Source organism: Lactobacillus sp. WILCCON 0149, assembly GCF_057197965.1.
The window spans coordinates 1,295,485-1,318,193 of record NZ_JBUBHO010000001.1; the positions used below are offsets into that span (position 1 = coordinate 1,295,485).

At 50.0% G+C, this 22,709-nt stretch carries 19 protein-coding genes and 1 other RNA gene; 4 read left to right on the forward strand and 16 right to left on the reverse strand.

Annotation, left to right across the window (positions count from 1 at the left end; all coding sequences use genetic code 11):
• Nucleotides 1-19: 19 nt before the first annotated feature.
• Both ACYVUV_RS05965 and ACYVUV_RS05970 read right to left on the reverse strand, forming a co-directional pair.
• Complete coding sequence (locus ACYVUV_RS05965) at nucleotides 20-1,093, reverse strand: hypothetical protein (protein ID WP_484499181.1); 1,074 nt, start codon at nucleotides 1,091-1,093, stop codon at nucleotides 20-22.
• A 54-nt stretch (nucleotides 1,094-1,147) separates the two neighbouring features.
• A complete protein-coding gene (locus tag ACYVUV_RS05970; protein ID WP_439774682.1) occupies nucleotides 1,148-2,029 on the reverse strand; it encodes a DegV family protein in 882 nt (293 codons plus the stop codon).
• A 196-nt stretch (nucleotides 2,030-2,225) separates the two neighbouring features.
• On the opposite strand from ACYVUV_RS05970, the gene ACYVUV_RS05975 reads away from it, so the two are divergent.
• The gene (locus ACYVUV_RS05975; RefSeq protein ID WP_484499182.1) at nucleotides 2,226-3,917 is read left to right on the forward strand and encodes an Rqc2 family fibronectin-binding protein; all 1,692 of its coding nucleotides are present in this window, start codon (nucleotides 2,226-2,228) and stop codon (nucleotides 3,915-3,917) included.
• 56 nt (nucleotides 3,918-3,973) lie between these two features.
• On the opposite strand, the gene ACYVUV_RS05980 is transcribed toward ACYVUV_RS05975, so the two are convergent.
• The 14 genes from ACYVUV_RS05980 to ACYVUV_RS06045 all read right to left on the reverse strand — a co-directional run bounded on the left by ACYVUV_RS05980 (nucleotide 3,974) and on the right by ACYVUV_RS06045 (nucleotide 18,970).
• Complete coding sequence (locus ACYVUV_RS05980; protein WP_484499183.1) at nucleotides 3,974-5,353, reverse strand: IS3-like element ISL6 family transposase; 1,380 nt, start codon at nucleotides 5,351-5,353, stop codon at nucleotides 3,974-3,976.
• 97 nt (nucleotides 5,354-5,450) lie between these two features.
• Nucleotides 5,451-6,794 (reverse strand): DUF711 family protein, encoded by a 1,344-nt coding sequence (locus ACYVUV_RS05985; RefSeq protein WP_484499184.1) that lies wholly within the window; start codon nucleotides 6,792-6,794, stop codon nucleotides 5,451-5,453.
• On the reverse strand, nucleotides 6,794-7,075 hold the full coding sequence (locus ACYVUV_RS05990; protein WP_439775061.1) for an ACT domain-containing protein: 282 nt from the start codon (nucleotides 7,073-7,075) through the stop codon (nucleotides 6,794-6,796). The genes ACYVUV_RS05985 and ACYVUV_RS05990 overlap by 1 nt, the downstream gene beginning before the upstream one ends.
• A gap of 97 nt (nucleotides 7,076-7,172) precedes the next feature.
• Nucleotides 7,173-10,364, reverse strand: a complete 3,192-nt coding sequence (gene carB, locus ACYVUV_RS05995) for a carbamoyl-phosphate synthase large subunit (protein WP_439775062.1) — start codon at nucleotides 10,362-10,364, stop codon at nucleotides 7,173-7,175.
• Complete coding sequence (locus ACYVUV_RS06000; RefSeq protein ID WP_439775063.1) at nucleotides 10,364-11,419, reverse strand: carbamoyl phosphate synthase small subunit; 1,056 nt, start codon at nucleotides 11,417-11,419, stop codon at nucleotides 10,364-10,366. Before ACYVUV_RS06000 ends, carB begins: the two co-directional genes overlap by 1 nt.
• A gap of 1 nt (nucleotide 11,420) precedes the next feature.
• Nucleotides 11,421-12,335, reverse strand: coding sequence for an RluA family pseudouridine synthase (locus ACYVUV_RS06005; RefSeq protein ID WP_439775064.1), 915 nt, complete (start codon nucleotides 12,333-12,335; stop codon nucleotides 11,421-11,423).
• Between the two features lies 1 nt (nucleotide 12,336).
• Entirely contained in the window at nucleotides 12,337-12,789 is a 453-nt protein-coding gene (lspA, locus tag ACYVUV_RS06010; protein WP_050952378.1) for a signal peptidase II, read from the reverse strand.
• 11 nt (nucleotides 12,790-12,800) lie between these two features.
• The gene (locus ACYVUV_RS06015) at nucleotides 12,801-14,480 is read right to left on the reverse strand and encodes a formate--tetrahydrofolate ligase (protein WP_439775065.1); all 1,680 of its coding nucleotides are present in this window, start codon (nucleotides 14,478-14,480) and stop codon (nucleotides 12,801-12,803) included.
• Entirely contained in the window at nucleotides 14,473-14,829 is a 357-nt protein-coding gene (locus ACYVUV_RS06020) for a hypothetical protein (RefSeq protein WP_439775066.1), read from the reverse strand. Before ACYVUV_RS06020 ends, ACYVUV_RS06015 begins: the two co-directional genes overlap by 8 nt.
• 154 nt (nucleotides 14,830-14,983) lie before the next feature.
• A complete protein-coding gene (locus ACYVUV_RS06025) occupies nucleotides 14,984-16,210 on the reverse strand; it encodes a metallophosphoesterase family protein (protein WP_439775067.1) in 1,227 nt (408 codons plus the stop codon).
• An 18-nt stretch (nucleotides 16,211-16,228) separates the two neighbouring features.
• A complete protein-coding gene (locus ACYVUV_RS06030; RefSeq protein ID WP_484499185.1) occupies nucleotides 16,229-17,353 on the reverse strand; it encodes a THUMP domain-containing class I SAM-dependent RNA methyltransferase in 1,125 nt (374 codons plus the stop codon).
• Between the two features lie 127 nt (nucleotides 17,354-17,480).
• Nucleotides 17,481-17,841: RNase P RNA component class B (gene rnpB / locus ACYVUV_RS06035), an RNA gene on the reverse strand.
• A gap of 28 nt (nucleotides 17,842-17,869) precedes the next feature.
• Nucleotides 17,870-18,334, reverse strand: coding sequence for a DivIVA domain-containing protein (locus ACYVUV_RS06040; protein ID WP_439776337.1), 465 nt, complete (start codon nucleotides 18,332-18,334; stop codon nucleotides 17,870-17,872).
• A gap of 75 nt (nucleotides 18,335-18,409) precedes the next feature.
• A complete protein-coding gene (locus tag ACYVUV_RS06045) occupies nucleotides 18,410-18,970 on the reverse strand; it encodes an SLOG family protein (RefSeq protein WP_439776336.1) in 561 nt (186 codons plus the stop codon).
• A gap of 160 nt (nucleotides 18,971-19,130) precedes the next feature.
• On the opposite strand from ACYVUV_RS06045, the gene recU reads away from it, so the two are divergent.
• The 3 genes from recU to ACYVUV_RS06060 all read left to right on the forward strand — a co-directional run bounded on the left by recU (nucleotide 19,131) and on the right by ACYVUV_RS06060 (nucleotide 22,698).
• Entirely contained in the window at nucleotides 19,131-19,763 is a 633-nt protein-coding gene (gene recU, locus ACYVUV_RS06050) for a Holliday junction resolvase RecU (protein ID WP_439776335.1), read from the forward strand.
• Nucleotides 19,750-22,065, forward strand: coding sequence for a transglycosylase domain-containing protein (locus tag ACYVUV_RS06055; protein ID WP_439776334.1), 2,316 nt, complete (start codon nucleotides 19,750-19,752; stop codon nucleotides 22,063-22,065). Before recU ends, ACYVUV_RS06055 begins: the two co-directional genes overlap by 14 nt.
• A gap of 177 nt (nucleotides 22,066-22,242) precedes the next feature.
• The gene (locus ACYVUV_RS06060; protein ID WP_439775172.1) at nucleotides 22,243-22,698 is read left to right on the forward strand and encodes a MarR family winged helix-turn-helix transcriptional regulator; all 456 of its coding nucleotides are present in this window, start codon (nucleotides 22,243-22,245) and stop codon (nucleotides 22,696-22,698) included.
• Nucleotides 22,699-22,709 lie beyond the last annotated feature (11 nt).

Here is a 22,709-nt window from a genome sequence, read left to right on the forward strand (position 1 = left end):
CTTTAATTTTCGGTTATGTTTAATTGTCCGAATCAGAGTAATTCAAATCATCAAATCGTTGATCCTGCATCTTTTCAGCCATGGCCTGGCTGCGGTAAGCAATTCTATCGACCCAGATGCCAGCACCGCCTGCACATATCAAAACTTGGACATCATTTCCGTCAATATTTTCAGTGTGCACTGCGAAATATTCACCATCACCGGCGCCTTGATACCAGCCCATTACGTTTAGATAGTTAATTCCCTTATACTGAATTATTTTCGGCAAGCCCCAGCCTTCTGCCTTTTTTATTTGTTCTTCGGATGGATAATCTGGTGCTTTATAATTAGCTGCCCGAGTGTACAGGGTAGTAGTGTGCCCCTTATTGTTATACTTGTCGTCTTGAGTAAAAATTGTACTCTGGCCAAAAACGTATTTTTCATGTGTTGTCTCATCGTCATCACTGCTTACAGAATACCAGGTCCCCTGCATTTCTGCAGGGATGGTAAAGTAGCCACTCCGGCCATCAGACAAGCGCTGAGTTTGACCAGACTTGTCGACGATTTGGACCTTCTTTGCCAGCTGCTTAAATTCAGCCAGCTGATCCTTTTTACCGATATAGTCAGCCATTTCCTGCTTAGTGGCCTGGCCCAAAAAGCTGCCGCTGCCCGCTACTTTTACTCCTTGATAGAAGTAAAAAGTGCTTCCACTGAGAGTATAGTAGGTCGTCCCTGTTTGCCCAGATACCGCGGCTTCATAAGCATAGCCGCTGCCCGGCTGCTTAAATTCATAGTCGCTGGTCTTGTGCAGGGTAATGGTCAAAGAGCTATTCTGCCCTGCTTGAAGCAAATTAGCCCATTCCCCGCCAAAGCGGTCAGCACAGTAAAGCGTAATCAAGCTGCCGCTTTCCTGCGGAGTCAGTTTTGCCGCGTCAAGTTTTACTGCTTTAGCTGAACTTGACGAAGCCTTGCTGGCCTTTTTAGCGCTAGGCTTGCTTACCTTACTGGTCTTGCTTGAATTATTGCTAGTTTCTTTTGACGCGGTCTGCTTGCTGCAGCCCGTCAAAAATACGCCGCAAAAAAGGGCCACAACGGCCCATTTTTTGATCCTCATTTTCCAAATTTCCTTTTTCTTTCACTGAACACGGCAAATTCTGAGTTCTAAAAACTAGAATTCCATCTGTTCAACGTCAATCATCCAAGTAATGCCGAGTGATTTTTCGCCCAGGTAAGTCGCGATAACCGGGCTGAATTCGTCCATTTCAAAGACGGCATTTGGCACTTCAGCTTTGAAGTAGTTCATGACTTCTTCAGCTTGGGCAGCATCGTTTGACTGGATGATCAAGATCCGCAGCTTGTCTTCTGGGATGTCCAAAGATCTGATCTTTTCCAGGGATTCTTGCTCGATCTTTTTAACCGCCCGCTTCATTGACCGTACCTTGTCATAAGCCACGATCTTGGCGTTCTCGTCAAAAGTCAGCAAAGGCTTGATATTCAAAAGCGATCCGATAAAGGCGCTGGCGTTGCTCAACCGGCCGCCCCGGCTCAAGTTGTTCAAGTCATCAACAATAAAAAGTTCGTCGATGGTTGACCGGATTTCAGCCAGCTTGGCGATGATTTCTTCTGGACTGTAGCTGCCCTTTTCGATCATCTTGGCTGCTGCCAGAACTTGGTAGCCCTGCAGGCGGACAGTAATTTGTGAGTCAAACGGGTACAGGTGGTAGTCCGGGTTGCTTTGCGCGATTCCCATCAAGGTGCTGTAGGAACCTGAAATCCCGCTGGAGAGGCAAAGGTAGATGATCGCCTCGTAACCCTCATCCCTGAACTTGTCAAAAGTAGTGATGAGGTCCCCCATCTTCGGCTGGGAAGTGGTCGGGAAGCCGGAGCCATTCCGCTGCGATTCAAAAAGTTCTTCAGAAGTGATGTTGATGCCTTCCAAGTATTCCTTGCCATCGATGTAAATCGGAATCGGAATGACCTTGATATTATACTTTTCAATTTCGGCCGCGGACAAATTGGCCGTACTGTCGGTAACTAATGCGATCTTCATATTTAACCTTCCGTATTTAACGTTTTAACATGAAAATTATAGCATACTTGCCCCAGCTAAACTAGAAGAATCTTGATCATGCCTGTTTGCGTATAGAATAACTGCTTAACTAGCAATCATGATATCCGATAACCCCACCACTTTATGTTAAAATAATTAACTGAACGATTTTCAATTTACGAATGAGGTGTGCTCAATGGCTTTTGACGGCTTATTTATTCATAGCCTGCTTAATGAATTACAAGATGAGATTACTGCTGGCCGCTTACACAAGATCTACCAGCCTTTTAACAACGACTTGGTCCTGGTCTTCAGAAAGGACCGCAAAAACAAGCAGCTTTTAATTTCTGCTAATCCTGAATATCCCCGCCTCTACCTGAGCAAGGAGTCCTTCTCCAACCCTAACGTGGCTCCTCTCTTCGTCATGGTCCTGCGTAAATACCTGGAAGGGTCAGTCCTCCAGGAAATCAGCCAGGTTGGCCTCAGCCGGATCGTCAACTTTTCCTTCAGCAACCGCAACGAACTCGGTGATGAAATGCAGCTGGTCCTCTCCGTTGAACTGATGGGCCGGCACAGCAACGTCATCCTCTACGACAAGCAAAGCGGCAAGATCATCGACTTGCTCAAGCGGATCAACCCCGACGAAAACCGGGCCCGCCTGCTCTTGCCTAAGGCCAAGTACGAACTGCCCCCGCTGACTCCCGGCATCAACGGATTTACTTTAACTGAATCTGAATTTTCTTCTTTGAAAAAAGACTACCCAAATCCAGCTGACCTGGCCAAGCAAATGGATGGTTTAGACGGCGATGACCGGCAAGAACTTACCGGCTACCTGGAAGACGACTACACCTTCTCTTCTCTTAAGACCTTCTACAACCAGTTTTCCTCCCCTAAGGCCTACGTCCTCTTGACGCCAAAGCACAAGCGCCGGATCTACCCTTACCTGCCATATCATTTGGATATGACCAAGGAAAGCTCCTCCAGCAATCTCAATGAAGCCTTAGATGAATTTTACGCCTACCAGGCCAACCGGGACTGGGTCAAGCAGCGGTCCCAGCAAGTGACCAAGGTCGTTACTAATGAGACCAAAAAGCTCCAAAAGAAGCTTAAGAAGCTGGAAAAGCAACTGGACAACGCTGAAAACTCCGAAAACCTCAGAGTCTCCGGGGAACTCTTGACGGCCTACTTAAGCCAAGTCAAACCCGGCATGGAAAAAATCGACCTGCCAAACTACTATGAAGGCAACCAGCCCATGACCATCAAGCTTGATCCTGCCCTCTCCCCTCAGCGCAATGCCCAGAAGTACTTCAAACGCTACAAGAAGATGCGGGATTCCATCAAGCACGTGACCGAGCAGATCGAGATTACGGAAGAAAACCTCCGCTATCTTGACTCCGTCCAAACGGAAATCGACAACGCTGACCCAGAAGACGTCGAAGCCATCAAGGAAGAGCTGATCAATCAAGGTTATCTTAGAGCTGAACAGAAGAAACGCCGCAAGCCTAAGCTGACTGAAAAGAGCTTGAACAAGTTCAAGCTCAGCTCCGGCAAAACTGTTTTAGTCGGCAAGAATAACCTGCAAAACGACTGGCTGACCTTGAAGAAGGCTGACAAGAACCACTATTGGTTCCACGTTAAGAACATCCCTGGCTCCCACGTCATCTTAACCGACAGCCAGCCAAGTGACAGCGACATCCAGGAAAGCGCCGAGATCGCTGCCTACTTCTCTAAGGCCAAAAATTCCGCCCACGTGCCGGTTGACTACATCCAGGTCAAGCGGATCAAGAAACCTAACGGGGCCAAGCCTGGCTTCGTTATCTACACCGGGCAGAAGTCCATTGAAGTTACCCCGGAAGCTGATGAAATTTTAGCTAAGCGGATTGACTAAGATGCAAAAAAGAACCGTATTATTGATGTGACCCCCAAAATTGGGACAATTTAGTATTACGCCGTTAAGGTTGTTAAAACATGATTCCGATATTCAATCGGGGTCATGTTTTTTCGTCCTGTCTTGATTCTTACGTTGTTGTAGTAATCGATGTATTTGTGAATAGCTTGTTCAAGCTCATTTAAGTCCTTGTATTTATGTTCTTGGCCGTAGAACATCTCCCGCTTAAGAATGCCGAAGAAGCCCTCCATTAAGCCGTCATCAAGAGAATTACCCAACCTGGACATGCTCTGATCGATCCCTCTGTTAGCCAGAGCCGCTTGATATGCTTGGTGCTGATATTGCCAGCCACGGTCTGAGTGGAAAATAAGCCCGTTAAGAGCCGGGTGCTTCTCAAATGCGTCATCTAGCATAGTCATCACTTGCTTAAGGTCTGGGTGCCTAGAAATGTTGTAGGAGATGATTTCTTGGGTACAACCATCGATAATTGGAGAAAGGTAGAGCTTTTGATCTTTAAGATGGAATTCAGTCACGTCGGTAAACCAATGTCTGTCCGGAATAATTGCGTAAAAATTGCGCTTGATTAAGTCTGGCTTGATCTTGCCTTGAACGCCGTAATAGCTGCTGTATTTACGTTTCTTGCGGATTGCGATGGCGAATAAGCCCATCTTTTGCATGAGCCTCTGCACCTTCTTATGGTTGATCTCATAGCCTTCCCGGCGAAGCTGTCCGTAAATTCGCCGGTACCCATAGCGTCGGCTGTGTTCAAGAAAGATCTCTTTGATTCTATCCATCAGCTTCTGGTTACCAGAATCCTTATCAGGCTTATGGATTTGGTAGTAGTAGTTACTTCTTGAGATATGAGGCAATCCAGGGTTGGCATTGATAACGTCGATAATGTACTTAACGCTAAGCCGCAATTCTTGCCTTAATTCAGTGATTGCACGAGCTAATTCTTCTTTTCTTGGCTCTTCCGTTCTTGAATTAAGGCCTCCAATTTTTTTATGTATGCAAGCTCGACTGTAAGCCTCTTTACCTGCTCTTCCAGCTCTTTGATCCGTTGTTTGTCCTTGCTTTTGGGCATTCTTTGGTGGTCTACCTTTCTTCTTGGTAATGACAGTATACCCGTTTTCTTTGAAAGAGCGAAGCCAATTTGCAAGAATTCCTGTATTTGTAAGTCCTAAGTCTAGAGAAACCTGGCTAAGTGCTTCACCGCCTAGCAGAACTCTATCAATGGCAGCAAGCTTGAAATCAGCAGTATATTTCTGTTGAGGACGATCCAGAATATCTTCGCCATGCTTTTGGATCAAGTCTACCAAATACTGGATTCCTCCACGCCCCATCCCATATTTTCGGCTAAGGTAGGTGCCTCTTCTGTGATCGTCTACCCATTCGTGGTAGATAGCAAGTTTGATCTCTTTACTGTATTTAGTCATGAAAATAACCCCCGAAATTAGTGTCCTAATTTCGGGGGTCATATCATATCAATTTTGGTAGTACGGTTCTTTTTTATATTTTTCTGCTAAAAAATGATTAGTTCTTGAAGCTGTGCACTGGGGCTGGAATCCGTCCGCCGCGGTTGATCATCGCCGCGCTGGATTCCTTGTGAACAGGCATAATTGGGGCATAGCCGAAGAGGCCGCCAAATTCAATTGAATCACCGACATCCTTGCCCGGTACTGGAATTACCCGGACAGCCGTGGTCTTGTTGTTGATCATCCCAATGGCTGCTTCGTCAGCAATCATGGCACTGATCGTTTCAGCTGGCGTATCGCCAGGCACGGCAATCATGTCCAGACCGACTGAGCAGACAGCGGTCATGGCTTCCAATTTGTCGACCGTCAAAATCCCCTTTTCAGCCGCCGCGATCATCCCCGCGTCTTCTGATTCCGGAATGAAGGCACCTGACAGACCGCCGACATGGCTGCAGGCCATGATACCGCCCTTCTTGACGGCGTCGTTCAACATGGCTAAAGCTGCCGTGGTCCCGTGGGTCCCCACGCTTTCCAGACCGATTTCTTCCAAAATGTTGGCTACTGAGTCGCCTTGGGCTGGAGTTGGCGCCAAAGACAGGTCCACGATCCCGAAGTCAACGCCTAAACGCTTGGAAGCTTCCTGGCCGACCAATTGGCCCATTCTGGTAACCTTGAAGGCCGTCTGCTTGATCGTTTCAGCTACCACGTCCATGGATTCGCCCTTGACCTTTTCCAGGGCCGTCTTAACCACGCCAGGGCCGGAAACGCCGACATTCAAAGCCACGTCGCTTTCGCCGACCCCGTGGAAGCCCCCGGCCATAAACGGGTTGTCTTCAACCGCGTTGCAGAAGATGACCAGGTTGCCATTGTTCAGCGGGTCGATCTTTTCGTTTTCAATTACGATCTGACCCATTTCCTTGACGGCATCCATGTTGATCCCGCTTCTGGTTGAGCCGACATTGACACTGGAGCAGACTCTTTCAGTTTCCTTCAAAGCTTGGGGAATTGACTTGATCAAAACCCGGTCGCCATTTTGGTAACCCTTGTGCACCAAAGCTGAGAAGCCACCGATCAAGTCAACGCCGACCGCCTTAGCTGCCTTGTCCAGAGTAACCGCGTACTTAACGTAGTCGCTGTCACCAGAAGCTGCCGCGATCAAAGAAATTGGCGTAACCGTGATCCGCTTGTTGGCAATCGGAATCCCGTATTCAGTTTCCAGTTCTTTGGCTACCTTGACCAAGTTTTCTGCCTTAGTCGTGATCTTGTCGTAGATCTTCTGGCAAGCCCGGTCACTGTCTGAATCAATACAATCCAAAAGCGAGATCCCCATAGTCGTTGTCCGCAGGTCCAGGTTCTCGTTGTCGATCATATTGACCGTTTCCATAATCCGCCGCAAGTCCATTATTCAAGACCTCCGCTCAGTTCGTGCATGGCCGCGTACATCTTTTCGTTCCGGATGTTGATTTCCACGCCCAGTTTCTTGCCCAGTTCCTTGAGTTCCGCGCTCAAGGCGGAGAAGTCAGCCTCATCGCTGACGTCAACGACCATCATCATGGTGAAGTAGCCGTTCATGATCGTCTGGGACAGGTCCAGAATGTTGATGTCTTTTTCTGCCAAAAAGCTGCTTACGCCGGCAATAATCCCGGTCTTGTCCTGGCCGACGGTTGTCAAAATTGCTCTCATCGCTTGCCCTCCTGCTTGCGATTATATCCTCGTTAGGATAAAAATATAAAATAAATTTGATTTAGATTAAAAACTTATGGTTTGAGTATAGCATCTTTTAAATTGGCTGGGTAGTCAAAGCCAGCGATTCCAGCACATCCAGAATCAGCTGGACTGTCTCCAGGCTGGAGAAAACCGGAATATGGGTATTCAGAGCCTGGTCCTTGATCTTGATTGAGTCTTCCACTGCCGAGTCTGACAAATTGACGACATTGACCACCATTACGATCCGGTGGGTCCGGATTCTTTCCAAAAGGTTTCTCGACCCTTCCTGGATCTTGGCGATAACCCCAGTGGTAATCCCCGCTTCAGCCAGAATGTTAGCCGTCCCTTCCGTGGCCGTGATCTTAAAGCCCAGGCGGGCAAAGCGCTTGGCCAGGTTGGCCACTTCCTGCTTTTCTTCATCACTGACTGAGAAGAAGATCGTCCCATAGCTCGGTATATGCAGGTCGCTGGCTTCATAGCCCTTGTAAAGGGCTTTGGACAAAAGGCTGTCTCTGCCCATCACAGCGTCAGAAGACTTCATCCTGGAGTCAAAAGTATTGTCTGAGCTGTAATTTAGGTAGGAGAAGACCGGCATCTTCACGTGGATGAATTCGTCAACTGGCCAGACTTCATTCGGATAGCCTAAATCAGCGATCTTTCTGCCTGCTAAGACCTTGACCGCGTATTCGACCAGGTCCTTGTTCATGGACTTGGACAAAAAGGCCAGGTTGTGACCAGCATAGGTCTTGATCTGGAGCAGGTAGATCTCGCTGCCCTTGATCAAAAAGTGGAGGTTGAAGATCCCCCGGATCTTGAAGCTGCGGATCAGCTTGACCGTTTCCTCTTTCAGCTTTTCGGCATGTTTCTTGCTTAAATACTGGGGGCCAAAAACAGCGATTGAGTCTGAAGCGTGCGACCCCGACTGTTCCAGGTGCTCGACGATTCCTGGAATAGTCACGTCTTCCCCGTCCGTGATGGCTGTAATCTCATACTTCATCCCCGAGATAAACTGGGAAATCGTGTAGTCATCAACCTGGTTTTCCCGGAAGTATTTCTCCAGGGCCGGCTGGTCATAGACTACGGCCGACTTTTGCTTGCTCTTTTGGTGGTAGCCCCCGACCAAAACCGGGTAGCCCACCTGGGCCACAAAGGCCAAAACAGCTTGGTAGTCGCTTGTTGCTAAATAAGGCACCCGTTTGACGTCAGAAATCTTCCCCGTATCTAAATGGCTGATTGGTAAAAGCCGGTCGATATCGTGCTGGCCAAAAATCTTCAGACCATGGCTCATCAATGGCAACCGCAAAGCTGACACCTGCTTGCCGGAGAACTGGGTGACCACGTCAGTGATCCCCTCTTCTTCGCAGATGGTGATAATGCTGTCCAGGTTGATCGGCTCAAAATAGACCCGGTCTGCCAGGTGGTAGTCCATCGAGGCTGATTCAGCGTTGTTGGACAAAAGGACCGTCTCATAGCCCTCTTTTTTCAAGGCCGCCAGGGCATGGTAGAGCATGTAGTCAAACTCACTGGTTACCGAGACCTGGAAAGGCGGCATCCCCAGCAAAAGGACCTTTTTCTTCTTTGGATCCTTGGCAAATTCCAATTCGCTTTCGACCCCGTAACTCTGGTAGTAAACCTTGACTTTCGGCTGGTAGACCCCGGCGCTGTCATCAATTGCTGAGAATGACGGCCGGACATCTTTTTCATTGAGCAAAGGGAAAATGTCATGGACGTCCATCTTGGTCAATTTGGCCAAAAGGTCGCTGGAGAAGCCCCGGATCTTGGCCTTTAACAGAAGGTCATGGTCTAATTCATCCGCGTGGGCGATGTCCCTGCCGATCTTGACCAGGTAGCGTAGCTTCTGGTAGTAGACTGGATGAATGTTGAAGACGCTGCTTATGGCCTGGTAGTCGATCCCCTGGCTAAGGGCAGCCAGCAGCTGGACCAGGTGCATTTCATTGGGGTGGCGGAGGTCATCTAAGATTACCTCGTCGCTCTTCTTCCGTTCGTTGATAAAAGCGGTCCACAAAACTTCCAGGTCATTGCTGGAAATCAAGGCCTTGAAAAAGGCACTTTCAAAATTCCGCCCGATCCCGACCGCTTCCCCAGTTGACTGAGTGTGCTTGCCCAGCTGGTAGTGGTTATAGCCAGTTTTGGCGAAGGACCAGTAAGGAATCTTGATGCTGACCGTGTCAGAGACAGGTTCAATAGCCGCGCACAGGCCGGTCGCCGGGTCAGTGACTTCATTCAGCCGCATCCCGATCGCCAGCTTGGCCAAAACATAACCAATTGAATACAGGCTGGTCTTTTGGTCCAAGACCGCTGTTCTGGTCAAGCGAGGCTTAACAGCCAGGAGCTTGTAGACCATGTCCATATCTCGGTGGCTGATGGCAAAATGGACGCTCAAAAAGCCGACCAGCTGCAGCTTGTCCGCGATTTTGCCAGCTTCCGCCCGCAAGACCTGGATCTGGTCATTGTTCATGGTCAAAAGCGGCTTGATCAAGACCGAGTCGCCTGAGTCGATCCCGACCGGTTCCAAAGACCCAGTTGCCCCGACAAAGCAGAGATTGCCGTCCTCATCACGGAGCAGGTCCAGGATGACCTCTTCACAATTAGACAAGTCTTCCGTCATCCGGTAGCTGGCTGGGTGGAAGTCCTTGTCCTGGCTCTCCTGGCGCAGGTACTGGGCTAAATCCCGGCTGCTCTTGAAGGAGATGTGGTCATCGCGCTCAAAGTAGTATTTCTTGGTCAGAAGAATCGGGAAAGAGAGCTTGTTTTCCAGCTGCTCTTGCAGGTGCTCGTCGTATTTTAAGCCCAGGCCGTCTAAAAACCAGGTCTGCCCGACTGGCAAATGATTGGCTTCCAAAAAGCGGGTCCGCTTCTGCGGATTGGCCATGGAGATTGCCTTCTCATTAATCGTCAACAGCCGGATCCCCATCTGGTGCAGAATCCCGTCAGCCTGCAGCTTTTTGGTCACGTCCAGGGCCATCAAAGAACCGAAAGCGGTCATGATCGCGTCGGGCTCTTCCATCCGGAGGATCCGCTTCAAGAAGTCCAAAGTCATCGGCTCCAGGTACACGGTCAAGCCCGGCAAGGGGTCCGTCGATACGCTGGCCGGATTGGGGTTGACCAGGACCACCTGGATGTTTTCTTCCAAAAGGGCCTCAATGGCGCTCTTAGTCAAAAGGTCCGTGTTGGCCACATTGCCCACCAGGGCTGAGCCGGCACCGATAATCAAGATTTTGTTTAAATCATTTTCGCGTGGCATTATTTCACCAGTTTCAAAAAGTCGTCAAAAATCACCTGGGCATCTTCCGTCCCCGGCGCTCCTTCCGGGTTGAAAGCCACTGCCAAGAGCTGCAGCTTGTCATTGCTGAAGCCGGCCAAAAGCTCATTGTGCAGGTCGAAATACTCTTCATTGAAGGTCATGGCCGTGTCATCAGGCAAAACCAGCTGGCCAATATTCATGGCCGTCTGCCAGATCTGCCCGCTGCTCTGCCCGATCACCGGGAAATTGGTCCCGTTCTGGTACTGAGGCAGGTCAACCAGGCTGAGGTCCAGGTAAGCCGAAATGGCCAAAAAGCCCAAACCAATCCCCAAGATCGGCAGCTTGCCCAGATATTCATCTAAAATCTGCCGCAAATATGGCAAAACTTCTTTGGCCTGGCTGGGGCCGTTGGAAATGATGATCCCGTCCGGCCGCAGGCTCTTGATGTCGCGGACAGTCGCGTTATATGGCAAGACATTGGCGTTAACCTGTCTTAACGAAAGTTCCCGCAGCATGGAGTGCTTAAGGCCCAGGTCGATAATGGCAATGGTCTTGCCGACATTAGGCGCGGCATAGGCGTTCTTGGTTGAAACCAAAGAGCTCTTGTTTTTCGGCAACACCAGGGCTCTGATCTGATCAAAGGCATGGGCATCATTTGTATCCATGATCGACGCTTTTAAGGGGCCCAGGTTTTGCAATTTCCTGACCAAGGCCCGGGTATCAACGTTAAAAATTGCCGGCACTTTTTTTTCTTTCAAAAAGTCGCCCAAAGACTGGAAGCTGTCATTGTCGGTGATATTCAAGGCAATGTCGTTAGCGATAACGCCGCGGACACTGGGCTGAATGCTTTCATAGTCAACGGCGTTGATCCCGTTGCTGCCGATCATCGGGGTGGTAAAAACGATGATCTTGCCCGCGTTTGACGGATCGGTCAAAACTTCCTGGTAGCCGTAGTTGCTGGTCTGGATGGCCAGTTCCCCCGTCGAGGTAACCATCGCCCCGATGCCGTCACCGGCATAAGAGCTGCCATCTTCAAGAATAAGGTAGCGTTTCATTTTATTTCACCCGCTTTTGCCGCAATTCTTCAACTGTTTTCTGGAAAATTTCCGGCGGCTGGACGGAAAATTCCAGCCACTCCCCGGTCCTTGGCTGCTCAAAGCCCAGGGTCATGGCATGCAAGAACTGACCCTTGCCAGGCAGAGTCTTTCTTGGCCCATACAAGGGGTCGCCGGCCAAAGGGTGACCGATATAGGCCATGTGAACCCGGATCTGGTGGGTCCGGCCGGTTTCCAGCTGGCATTCAACCAGGCTGTAGCCCTGGTATTGTTCTAAGACCTTGAAGTGGGTCACCGCGCTCTTGCCCTTTTCAACGACGGCCATCTGCTTGCGGTCCTTAGGATTGCGGCCGATCGGGGCATCAATTGTCCCCTCTTCTTCAGCAAAATTGCCATGAACGATGGCCAGGTACTGGCGCTTGTTGGACTTGGCCGCCAGCTGCTTTTCCAGTGATTCTCTAGCAGCAGCGTTTTTGGCCACCATCAAGAGGCCTGACGTGTCCTTGTCGATCCGGTGAACGATCCCGGGTCTGAAGCCTTCCGGGCTATCTGCCAGGTCCCTGGTGTGGTAAAGCAAGGCGTTGACCAAGGTGTGGCTAGGGTGGCCGGCGGCCGGGTGAACCACCATCCCCTGGGGCTTGTTGACCACGATGACGTCTTCATCTTCATAGACAATGTCCAGGGGGATATTTTCCGCTTCAAGCGCCAAGGGCTCTAACGGCAAAACGGTGACCTGAATCAGGTCACCTTTCTGCACTTTATATGAAACTTTGCTCTTTTTGCCATTGACCAGGACTTCGCCGGCCTGGACCAGTTCCTTGATCCGGCTTCTGGACAAATCAGCCATTTCTTCTGCCAGATACTTGTCCAGCCGCTGGCCGCTTTCTTGCACGGTCAGTTCATACTCACGGTTCATCCTAGTCCTCCCTTTCAATGAATAACAGATAGCTGAAGATTAAAATCACGCCAACGGTAATGGCGGCATCAGCCAGGTTGAAGATATTGAACTGCACAAAGTCCAGCTGAATCATGTCGATGACATACTTCAAATGCAGGCGGTCAATCAAGTTGCCGATGATCCCGCCCAATACCAAAACCAGGCCCGACTTGAACATCCAGTGGCTGTACTTCTTGTTGAAGTAGTAATACAGCACTACGGCAATAGCGACAGCGCTGACTACATAGAAGAACCACATCTTCCCGGACAAAATGTTCCAGGCCGCCCCATTATTCTGAATATAGGTAAAGGAGAAAAGGCCCGGCATCACGTCGTGGACTTCGCCCAAACGGTAATTTGTGACAATATAATACTTCAAAGCTTGATCAGCTGCCGCGATCAAGGCAGCGATCACTAATCCAACTATCTGCATAATCCTCTTTTCTAGAACAAACCGCTGATCTTGCCGGTTTCGTCCACATCAATATCCAAGGCAGCCGGGTGCTTTGGCAGGCCTGGCATGTCCAGGATGTGACCAGTTGAAACGACCACGAAGCCGGCCCCGTTGCGGAGGCTCAAGCCCTTGACATGCAAAGTAAAGTCAGTAGGAGCCCCTAATTCCTTGGCATTGTCGGTAAAGCTGTACTGGGTCTTGGCAATGATGACTGGCAGCTTGTCCTTGCCCATCTTCTTCAGCTTGGCCAGCTGTTCTTTGGCCTTGTCGGTGTATTCCACGTCAGCAGCGTGGTAGATCCGCTTGGCTACCTTTTCAATCTTGCTTTCCAGGTCGTCATCCATGTCGTAGCTGCGCTTGATTTCGTAGTCGCTCTTATCTGCCAGTTCAACGATCTTTTCAGCCGCTGCCTTAGCCCCCTTGGAGCCTTCGTCATGGGCAGTCACGATTTCGCATGGGAAGCCTTGTTCTTCAATCAATGACTTGAGCAGGTCAAGTTCTGCTTCAGTATCAGTTGGGAACTTGTTGATGACAACCAAAACCGGGATCTGGTATGAACGGACATTGTTCATGTGCCGGTCCAGGTTAGCGAAGCCTTCCTTCAGTGAGTCCAGGTTTTCTTCCTTCAAGTGGTCGGTTGACTTTTCTGCCTGGTACTTCAAAGCACGGACAGTAGCAACGACAACGGCGGCATCTGGCTTCTTTTCCAGCTTGGTTGAAACGAAGTCCAGGAACTTTTGCCCGCCAAGGTCTGAACCGAAGCCGGCTTCACTTAAAACGTAGTCGCTGAGGTGCAGAGCCAGGTTGGTTGAAAGGATGGAGTTGTTGCCATGGGCAATGTTGGCGAAAGGCCCGCCGTGCACGAAGGCTGGGGTGTGTTCCAAAGTTTGAACCAGGTTTGGCTTCAGGGCAGTTGACAAAAGGGCGGCGATAGCGCCTTGGAAGCCCATGTCCTTGACGAAGATTGGCTCATCCTCGTAAGTGTAGCCAACCAGGATCTTGCCGATTCTTTCCTTCAAGTCCGCGATGTTCTTGGACAGGCAGAGAATGGCCATCAGTTCGTGGCCCACAGTCAGCTGGAAGCTGGCCGGACGCTCTACCCCGTTGAACTTGGAACCTTGGCCGATCGTTACCTTTCTCAAGGTCCGGTCGTTGACGTCCAGGCCGCGCTTGATGACGATCTTTTCCGGGTCCAGGCCCAATTCGTTGCCTTGGTAGATGTAGTTGTCAACCAAAGCTGACAGGTTGTCGATGGCTGAAGTCAAGGCATGCATGTCGCCAGTAAAGTGGAGGTTGATGTCTTCCATAGGAATGACTTGCGCGTAGCCGCCGCCGGCAGCCCCGCCCTTCATCCCGAAGACCGGGCCCATGGATGGCTCTCTTAAGGCGATCACCGTCTTCTTGCCCAATTGGTTGTTGATGGCATCCCCGATCCCGATCGTCATCGTGGACTTGCCTTCCCCGGCTGGAGTTGGTGAAATTGAAGTCACCAAGATCAGCTTGCCCAGGTGGCCGTTTTCTTCACTGCGCTTGATTGCCTGCCAGTTGACCTTGGCCTTGTCATAGCCGTATGGTTCAAGGTCTTGGCTGGTCAAGCCCAGCTTGGCCGCAACGTCAGTAATAGGCAATTCTTCTGCTTCTTGCGCAATTTCGATATCTGATTTAACCATTTCTGTCACGCTTTCTCTTAAAAACAAGATAATCAATGCTTTGATGCTTGGAAACCCGCGCCCGGTAGACTTCAAAGCCACGCCAACTAGTCACCAATTCTGGTTTTTCCTCCAGGACGAACTCCTTCCGGTATGGCAAGCGCAAGCGCGTCTGGCCGTCAAAAGAAATGTAGGACTTTTTCCATGTAAAAACAAGCAGGAGCAAGAAGATGATGCCGGTTATCACAGTCGGCGGGTTGATGAACTGGCTGCCTTCCAGACAAAAGATCACAGTCAAAAAAAGCACCAGCAAGAGCCAGCTGTAATAAATAACGCCAAGGTCTCCTAAAAAGATCAAATGTTTTTTCATGAAAAACTCCTTGTCACTAGATATCTAGATTATAGCAAAAAAGCAGGGAAATACCGAGAAATACGAAAAATATTTTTAACTGTTGTTTTTAATATTCGGTAATCAAGTTATAATTAAGGCTTAAATCGAATTTGTCTAAAAAACGATCGGCTTTTCACCAGGCCAAATCCAACTTTTGGCTTGACTGAGTGCTCTCGTAAAGGGAGCTGATATAACTTTTCATGCTAGGCATGGCCGCCAGCAAAGTTCGGTAAGCGCTTGACCGGTAAATTGCCGCGATTTCTTCTTGGCTCTTATAGCTTTGTCCGGTAAAAAAGTCCCAGTGCATCTTTTTGAGCAGGCTGGCTGCTTCCGGCAGGTCGTCTGCCGCCCCTTTCAGAAAGTGCTGGCGGATGAGCAGGTCATTGCTTTGGTCAAAAACTTCCTTCAGATAAGCGTGAAAATCATTGAAGGGAGCAAAAGCTTTTTCTTCAGCCGTCAAAAAATTGTCAATGTCAAAAGACTGCCGCTGGTAGCTAAGAGAATTATCAGTCAGCTCAACTATCCCATAGCCCTGGTCACTTTCCGCGAAACAGGATGAGACCACCTCGGGAACCGGTACCCAGCCGGACATAATGTGCTGGGCATGAATATGGCCGGAAAAGGCGCAGCGGACCGGATACTGACTGAGCAGCTGGATAATTTCACCGGCATTATTCAGTTTAAAGCCGTCATGAACCACTGAATTATGACTGTAGAGGTTGTGGTGCATGAAAAAGAGGACATCTTGACCATTACTTTCAGCCTCGTCCAATTCCTGGCTCAGCCAGCTTCTTTCCCCATCATCAATGGCCCCGCTGGTCATTGGATGGGTATAGGAAAACTGCTGGCTATAAAGGTTGGAATCAAGCAGAAGTAGCCGCCAGTGCCGGTTTAAGTTGACTGAATATGATAAAGAGCCTGGGTCCTGGCTTGCGGCTAAGTCATAGCTGGCGGAAAAAATTTTCTTCCAGTCAGCCGGTGAAACCTGCTCCACCCGTCTTTCCTCGCTGCCGGCAAAACTCCTGGCCCAGCCGTCATATATGTCATGGTTGCCAGGAATGACCAGCAAAGCAATGCCAGCTTCTTTTAGGGGGGCAAAAATCTCCCTCAGCCTTTCTGCCGACCGCTTGGCCCCGTTAAAGGTCAAGTCCCCGGTGATAACCAAGGCGGCTGGCTTTGCCTGCAGGACTTTTCTGACAAAAGCCCTTAGGGCCAGGTCCTGGTAGGCAATATCCTTGCCGGCACTAGTCCGGCGCATCTCTAGAAACCGGCTGCCAAAATCATGCAGGTCATCCGCAATTAAGTGCGGGTCTGAGATCAGCCAGAAGTTTGGCTGTTCACTATCCGTGATCGTCTTCATCAGCTTGTCTCTTTTTCATTACTTGCGCTTAGCCCAGAACTGGTAGTAGTCAACCCGGAGGTTACCATTGTAGAGCTTGCGCTTCTTGCTGGCCTTTTGTCCAAAGCACTTTTCAAAATCCGGGTCCGCCGTCAGATAGTACTGGCTGAAAGAAGTAAGTGGCCGCAGGACTTCCCCCATTTGCCGGTATAGTTCTTCCACCCCCTGCTTGTCTTTCAAACGCTTGCCGTATGGTGGGTTGGAAACGATGACGCCGTTTTCCAGGTCGGTGGTAAAGTCCTTGACCGCGACCTGCTTGAAGCGGATATCCTGCAAAACCCCGGCATTGTGGGCATTCAGCTTGGCCACTTCAAGAATTGACTGGTCAATGTCACTGGCCCAGATCGGCGCCTCAGCCGGTTTAACCTGGCTCTTAGCTTCTTCCAGCAGCTCTTCATGCAGGCTAGGATCAAACCAGTCAAAGTCATCAAAGGCAAACTTCCGCCAAGTGCCTGGAGCAATATTGCGGGCGATCAAGGCTGCTTCAATTGGCAGGGTCCCTGACCCGCACATTGGGTCGATAAACGGGTGGGTCCCATCATATGGGGTCAGCTTGATCAAAGACGCCGCGAAGTTTTCCTTTAAAGGCGCGCCACCGTGTTCAATCCGGTAACCCCGCTTGAAAAGACTTTCCCCAGTCGTATCCAGTGACAGGCGGACAGTATCCTTGTAAATGTGCACGTCCAGCTGGTAAAGGCTGCCGCTTTCCGGCAGCTTGCCCCGGCGGTGGTACTGGGCTGCCATCTTGTCAACGATCGCTTTTTTCACAATTGACTGCACGTCCGGCTCAGAGTGGAGCTTTGAGCGGACGCTGCGCCCCTTGACCGGGAAAGCCGCGTCGACTGGCAAAAGCATGGCCCAGTCAAAAGCGTAAGTTTCGTCATACAGGGTTGAGAAGTCTCTTGCCGTGAATTCCTTTAACAGGATCTTGACCCGGTCAGCGGTTCTCAGCCACAGGTTGCATCTGACGATGTCTTTCTGGCCCCCTTTAAAAAAGACCCGGCCGTTTTCGGTCGTCGTTTCATAACCCAAGGACTGCAGTTCCTTGGCCACGACGCTTTCAAAACCAGCCCCCATGGTCGCGTATAATTGGTATTCTTCCATCGCTGTCTCCGTTCTTTTACTTCTGAATTTTATTCTGATCTTTATCTTGTTTTTATCTTTGCAGGCTTTTTCCTTAAAAAAGAAAAAGTTGGGCTTCAAACGAAGTCCAACTCTCTGCCTTGCAAATTTCTATAAGCCACGTTCTGTTCCACCAACCGCCGGCCGCGGCTGGTTTCAGCAGCCATCTATCTCTACATGATGTAGTCCAACTTTTGGTTCATTTGCCTAAGTTGAGACGCCCCTACCAAATTTTGGGTTACACGCTCGCAGGGTTTACCTCGTTCCACCAAGCCGGTTTCCCGGCTTGCTCCGTCACTGTGGCACTTTCAAGATATTCACGCATGGCCAGGCTTTAGCGCTTTCTCTGCCGTGAGGCTCAAGGCCTCCTCCAGCTTATTGGGCTGAATACGATCACTACGGGCATCGCAGCCCGTGCGTGCGTGGACTTTCCTCAGCCGGCTCAAGGCCGGCCGCGACTGCTCAAAATTTGCAACATTACTATTATAGCAAACTTTCTTACTTTTGTAAGTCCTGAATTCCGTAAACTCTTTGTTCCAGATTGTAGACCTTCCGCTCCAGAGTTGAAAGTCTTTGAATGATTGCCATGTTAGTTGAAATTTCGCCGCTAGTACTGCTGCTATCCAAGGCGAAGTCGGTCCGCTGCCTTTGTGAGCTCGGCACGTAGGTCTTGACGTCTTCTTCCTTGCTTTCAGTAGTCGCTGATGCCGGTACGGCTGCCGGGATTTCCTTGACGGCCTTTTCTTCCTGCTTGACCTGCTTCTCAGCGTCGATCACTTGCCCCTGCAGTTCACCAATCCGCCCGTATAGGTCTTCAATGATGTCCTGGAAGGTCTCATAGTCGGAAATGATTTGGTCCAGGTAAGAATCAACCTCATCCGGATCATAGCCCTTGACCTTGCTTCTGAACTGCTTCTTTAAAATGTCCTGCGCGGACAGCTTAATATCGTTTAAATCTGCCATTAACTCTTGACTCCTTTATACTAAAGTCATTTTATCAAAAAGCGACTCCATAAAAAAGAAAGAAAGAGTTAAAATTTACCATTCTCTTTGATTTTCTTCATATTCCCGGGCGGCCTGCTCCAAGTCATAATAATCGAGCAGGTCCAGCTGGTAGTCATCGCGCTTTTGCAGGTATTTTTCAATCATCTCGTAGTCATATTTGCTCTTGCCTGGGTATTCCGGGTCATAGACCAAAAGGGCCCGGTCGGTATGCTGGAACATGAACTGCTGGTAGTCCCTAAGCTGGCGGGCACCCTGGTAAGATCCTTTTGAAGTCGCGGACCAGAAGTCAGCTAGATTTTTTAAATTCTGCAGCTTCAGCTGGTTGTTTTCGCTCCAGCGACTGCCAAAGTCCAAGTAAGGCAGCATCACCGCAACCCGCAAGTTGTATTCCTGCCGCAAATCCAGCGCTACTTCCGCGCTCCACTGCTCAACGCCCAGGTTAGCGCCGGTGATGACCCAGTCCAGCTGTCCTTCTTCCAGCAGATTAGTCAGGTACTGCTTAATGGCGTATTTGATCACCGTGATTTTTGGATCCTTGTCGCCAAAAGTTCCCAGTTCATAGCTGCGATAGCCGCTGATCCAAATTCGCTGCATGCAAATTTCCTCCTTAATTCTTTTGCTTTGCCAGGTCTTTAAAAACATTGTAACATTAACCGAAAAAGCAAGGATGATCGAGCTTTAGCGCTAGCGCAAAAATAATCTGATTAGGTTTCTCAAGTTTTTATTGTTATAATGACTTCCAGGAGTGAACTTTATGGTTAAATACCCAACTGGATCTGTCATCCCCTTAAGGGCAGCCCAGCGGCAAGGAGAAAAGGCCCTGCTTAAGAAGGCCAGCTTTTCCGACCGCGGGATGACCCTGGAGCAGCAGATCAACGAATCAAACCAGTACTACCTCGACGCGGGCATCGCGGTCGTCCACAAGAAACCGACCCCGATCCAGATCGTCAAGGTCGACTACCCGAAAAGATCGCGGGCCGTCATCCGCGAGGCCTACTTCCGACAGGCCTCAACGACTGACTACAATGGCGTTTATCAGGGCTACTACCTTGATTTTGAAGCCAAGGAGACGCGCAACAAAACTTCTTTTCCTTTAAAGAACTTTCATGACCACCAAATCCTGCACCTGCAGCAGTGCCTGGACCAAGAGGGCATCTGTTTTGCCCTTATCGGTTTCATGAGTTTGGAGCGCTACTTCGTTACCCCGGCATCTTTTTTGATTCAAGCTTGGCAAAACTGGAAGGCTGCCGGCAAGAGTTCTATGACTCTTGCTGAAATCGAAGCTAACTCCTTTGAAATTAAAAGCGGATTCCGGCCTGCCCTGCCTTATTTAGAGGCGGTCGACCGGATCATTGCGGATAGGAAACAAGAACATGGCAACAAATAGTCCAGAGCAAAAGAACACGCGGATGGCGCGCCTGCATGCCAATGACGGCGCCAAGAAGGCCCGGCCCGTTCTGCGGGTAATCAAATGGCTTTTTCTGCTCTTTTTCTTGCTGATCATCTCCGGCGTCGGCGTCTTCGCCTATTATGCCAAAGACGCGCCGAGCATCAGCACCGCCAAGCTGCAAAGCGGCGGCACATCAAGTTTTTACACTACCGATGGCAAATTTTTAATGTCACTGGGTTCACAAACCCGGGTTTATGCTAAAGATTCGGATATCCCCCAGACCTTGAAAGACGCGGTCGTCTCCATTGAAGACAAGCGCTTCTATTCTGAAAGCTTGGGGATCGACCCCTTCCGGATTGTGTCTTCCTTCTTGACCAACGTCAAGAGCTCCAGCACCGTGGCCGGCGGGTCAACCATCACCCAGCAGCTGGTCAAATTGACCTGCTTCTCAACCGCCAGCTCCCAACGGACCCTGTCCAGAAAGGCCCAGGAAGCCTGGCTGGCCATGAAGGTTGAAAGAGAATACAGCAAGGACCAGATCCTGGAATTCTACATCAACAAGGTCTACATGAACTACGGGACCTATGGGATGGGGACGGCAGCCAACTACTACTATGGCAAGTCCCTCAAGCAGCTGGACCTGGCCCAGCTGGCCCTTTTGGCCGGGATGCCTAACGCCCCGGTGGCCTACAACCCTTACTTATACCCAAAGAAGGCTAAGTACCGGCGGGACCTGGTCTTAAAGGCCATGTACGACAATAAGAAAATCACCAAAAAGCAGTACCTGGCTGCCAAGGCTGAAGACGTGCAGAAGGGTCTGAAGAAGCACACGACCAGCACTGAATCCAAGCTGCGCAAGGTCGACGACGCCTACATCAAGGAAGCAATTGCTGAAGTACAGGCTGACGGCTATGACCCATATAACGACAACCTGAAGATTACCATCAACATCAACCAGGCTGCCCAAAACAAGCTCTACTCCCTGGCCAACAGCGGCAGCGTTGCTTTCACCAGTAAGAAGATGCAGATCGGGGCCACGGTCGTCAACCCGAAGAACGGCCACGTCATCGCCATCCTTGGGGGCCGAAAATTGCCATCGGTCCAGCTGGGACTTGACCGGGCAGTCCAAACCGGCCGGTCGACCGGGTCAACGATCAAGCCAGTCTTAGACTACGGTCCGGCAATTGAATATCTCAACTGGGGAACCAGCCATATCCTTCAGGATACCAAGTACACTTACCCAGGTACCAACATCCAGCTTTATGACTGGGACAACACTTACCAAGGGTCAATGAGCATGCGCTACGCCCTGGTTCAGTCCAGAAACGTGCCAGCCGTCAGAGCCTTGAATGAAGTTGGGATTTCTCGAGCATCACTTTTTGCCAGAAAACTGGGCGTCAACGTCTCTGCCAACGCTGGTTTGTCAACAGCGATCGGGGCTGACGCCTCCAGCTTACAGATGGCGGCTGCTTACGGAGCCTTTGCGACAATGGGCGTCTACCGCAAGCCGCAGTTCGTCTCCAAGATCGAAACGGCTGACGGGCAAGTGCGCAAATACAACTCTACTGGCAAGCGGGTCATGAAGAAGTCAACCGCCTACATGATCACTGACATGCTCAAGGGCGTCTTCACCAGCGGGACCGGGACCACGGCCAAGGTCAGCGGGATCTACGAGGCCGGCAAGACTGGTACGGTTAAGTACTCCGACTCAGAGCTAGTTAAGTACCCAAGCTACAGCTCAACGCCAAAGGACTCCTGGTTTGTTGGCTACACCAAACAGTACTCGATTGGGATCTGGACAGGCTATGACAACTTAAAGGACGGGACGATTTCCGGGGTCGGCCAGTATTCGGCCCAGCTGATTTACAAGTATATGATGTCTTACTTGATGGCTGACGAAGACAGCACCGACTGGGAAATGCCATCAACGGTCGTTAAGAAGCGGATCGTCAAGAATACTGAAGACGAAGTGGCCTCCCCTGGCCAGTCATATACTTGGGAACTCTTCGTTAAGGGGCATTCACCGACTGATGCCGACTATGTCAGCTCAAGCACGAGTTCTACTACAAGTTCCAGCTCAACTGTAACTTCCAGCGTCAAGTCCAGCTCCAGTTCCAGCTCTTCTAAGTCCAGTTCAAGTTCTTCAGTAAGTTCAAAATCCTCATCTTCATCCAGCTCAGCAAGTTCAAGCTCGGTTTCCTCCAGCTCTGCTGTTTCGTCCAGCCAGAGCAGCGAAGCCCCGAAGGCTGAAGAAAACAAGCAGGACAACAATAATACTGACAATAAACAAGGCAATTAAGCCTCAGGTCTGCCAGACAGAGTCTGGCAGGCCTTTTTCTTTGCTCTTGTCTTCTTAAGGCTATGTTTTTTGACCATACTTTATTTTTTCTCTTTAAAAATTCGATACCTAGCTATTTATTTTCAGAAGTGAAACAAATAGAATAGACAGTGAATCATTGAAAAGGAGGTTTTTATTTTGAAAGAATTTGGCCAACCAAAAATTGAAGACGCGGACATCCCCTTCCAAATCAAGATGATCCACGATGAAATCAGCCGGCAGATGACCCAGCACATGAAAAAGCTGGACGTCACCCCATCTCAAGCAGCAATCTTGCGGCAATTTTCACTGGCTGGCAAGCGGCAGCTGCCTCTTAAACTGCTTGAAAAGCAGCTCCACATCGCCCAGTCAACGGTAGCCGGCTTGGTCAAGCGCCTGGAAGAAAAAGGGATGATCCAGCTGGTTGAGGATCCCCAGGACCGCAGAAGCAAGCAGGCCCGGATCACTGACAAAGGCCTGGAAGTCGAAGGCAAAGCCAAACAGAACATGATTGAAACCAGAGACCGCCTTTTAAGCGGAATGACTGAGACAGAGCAAGGAATTCTCCACTCTCTTTTGGTCCAGGCTTACAAGTCGATTTATCAAGCCAAATAATGCCTAAATTA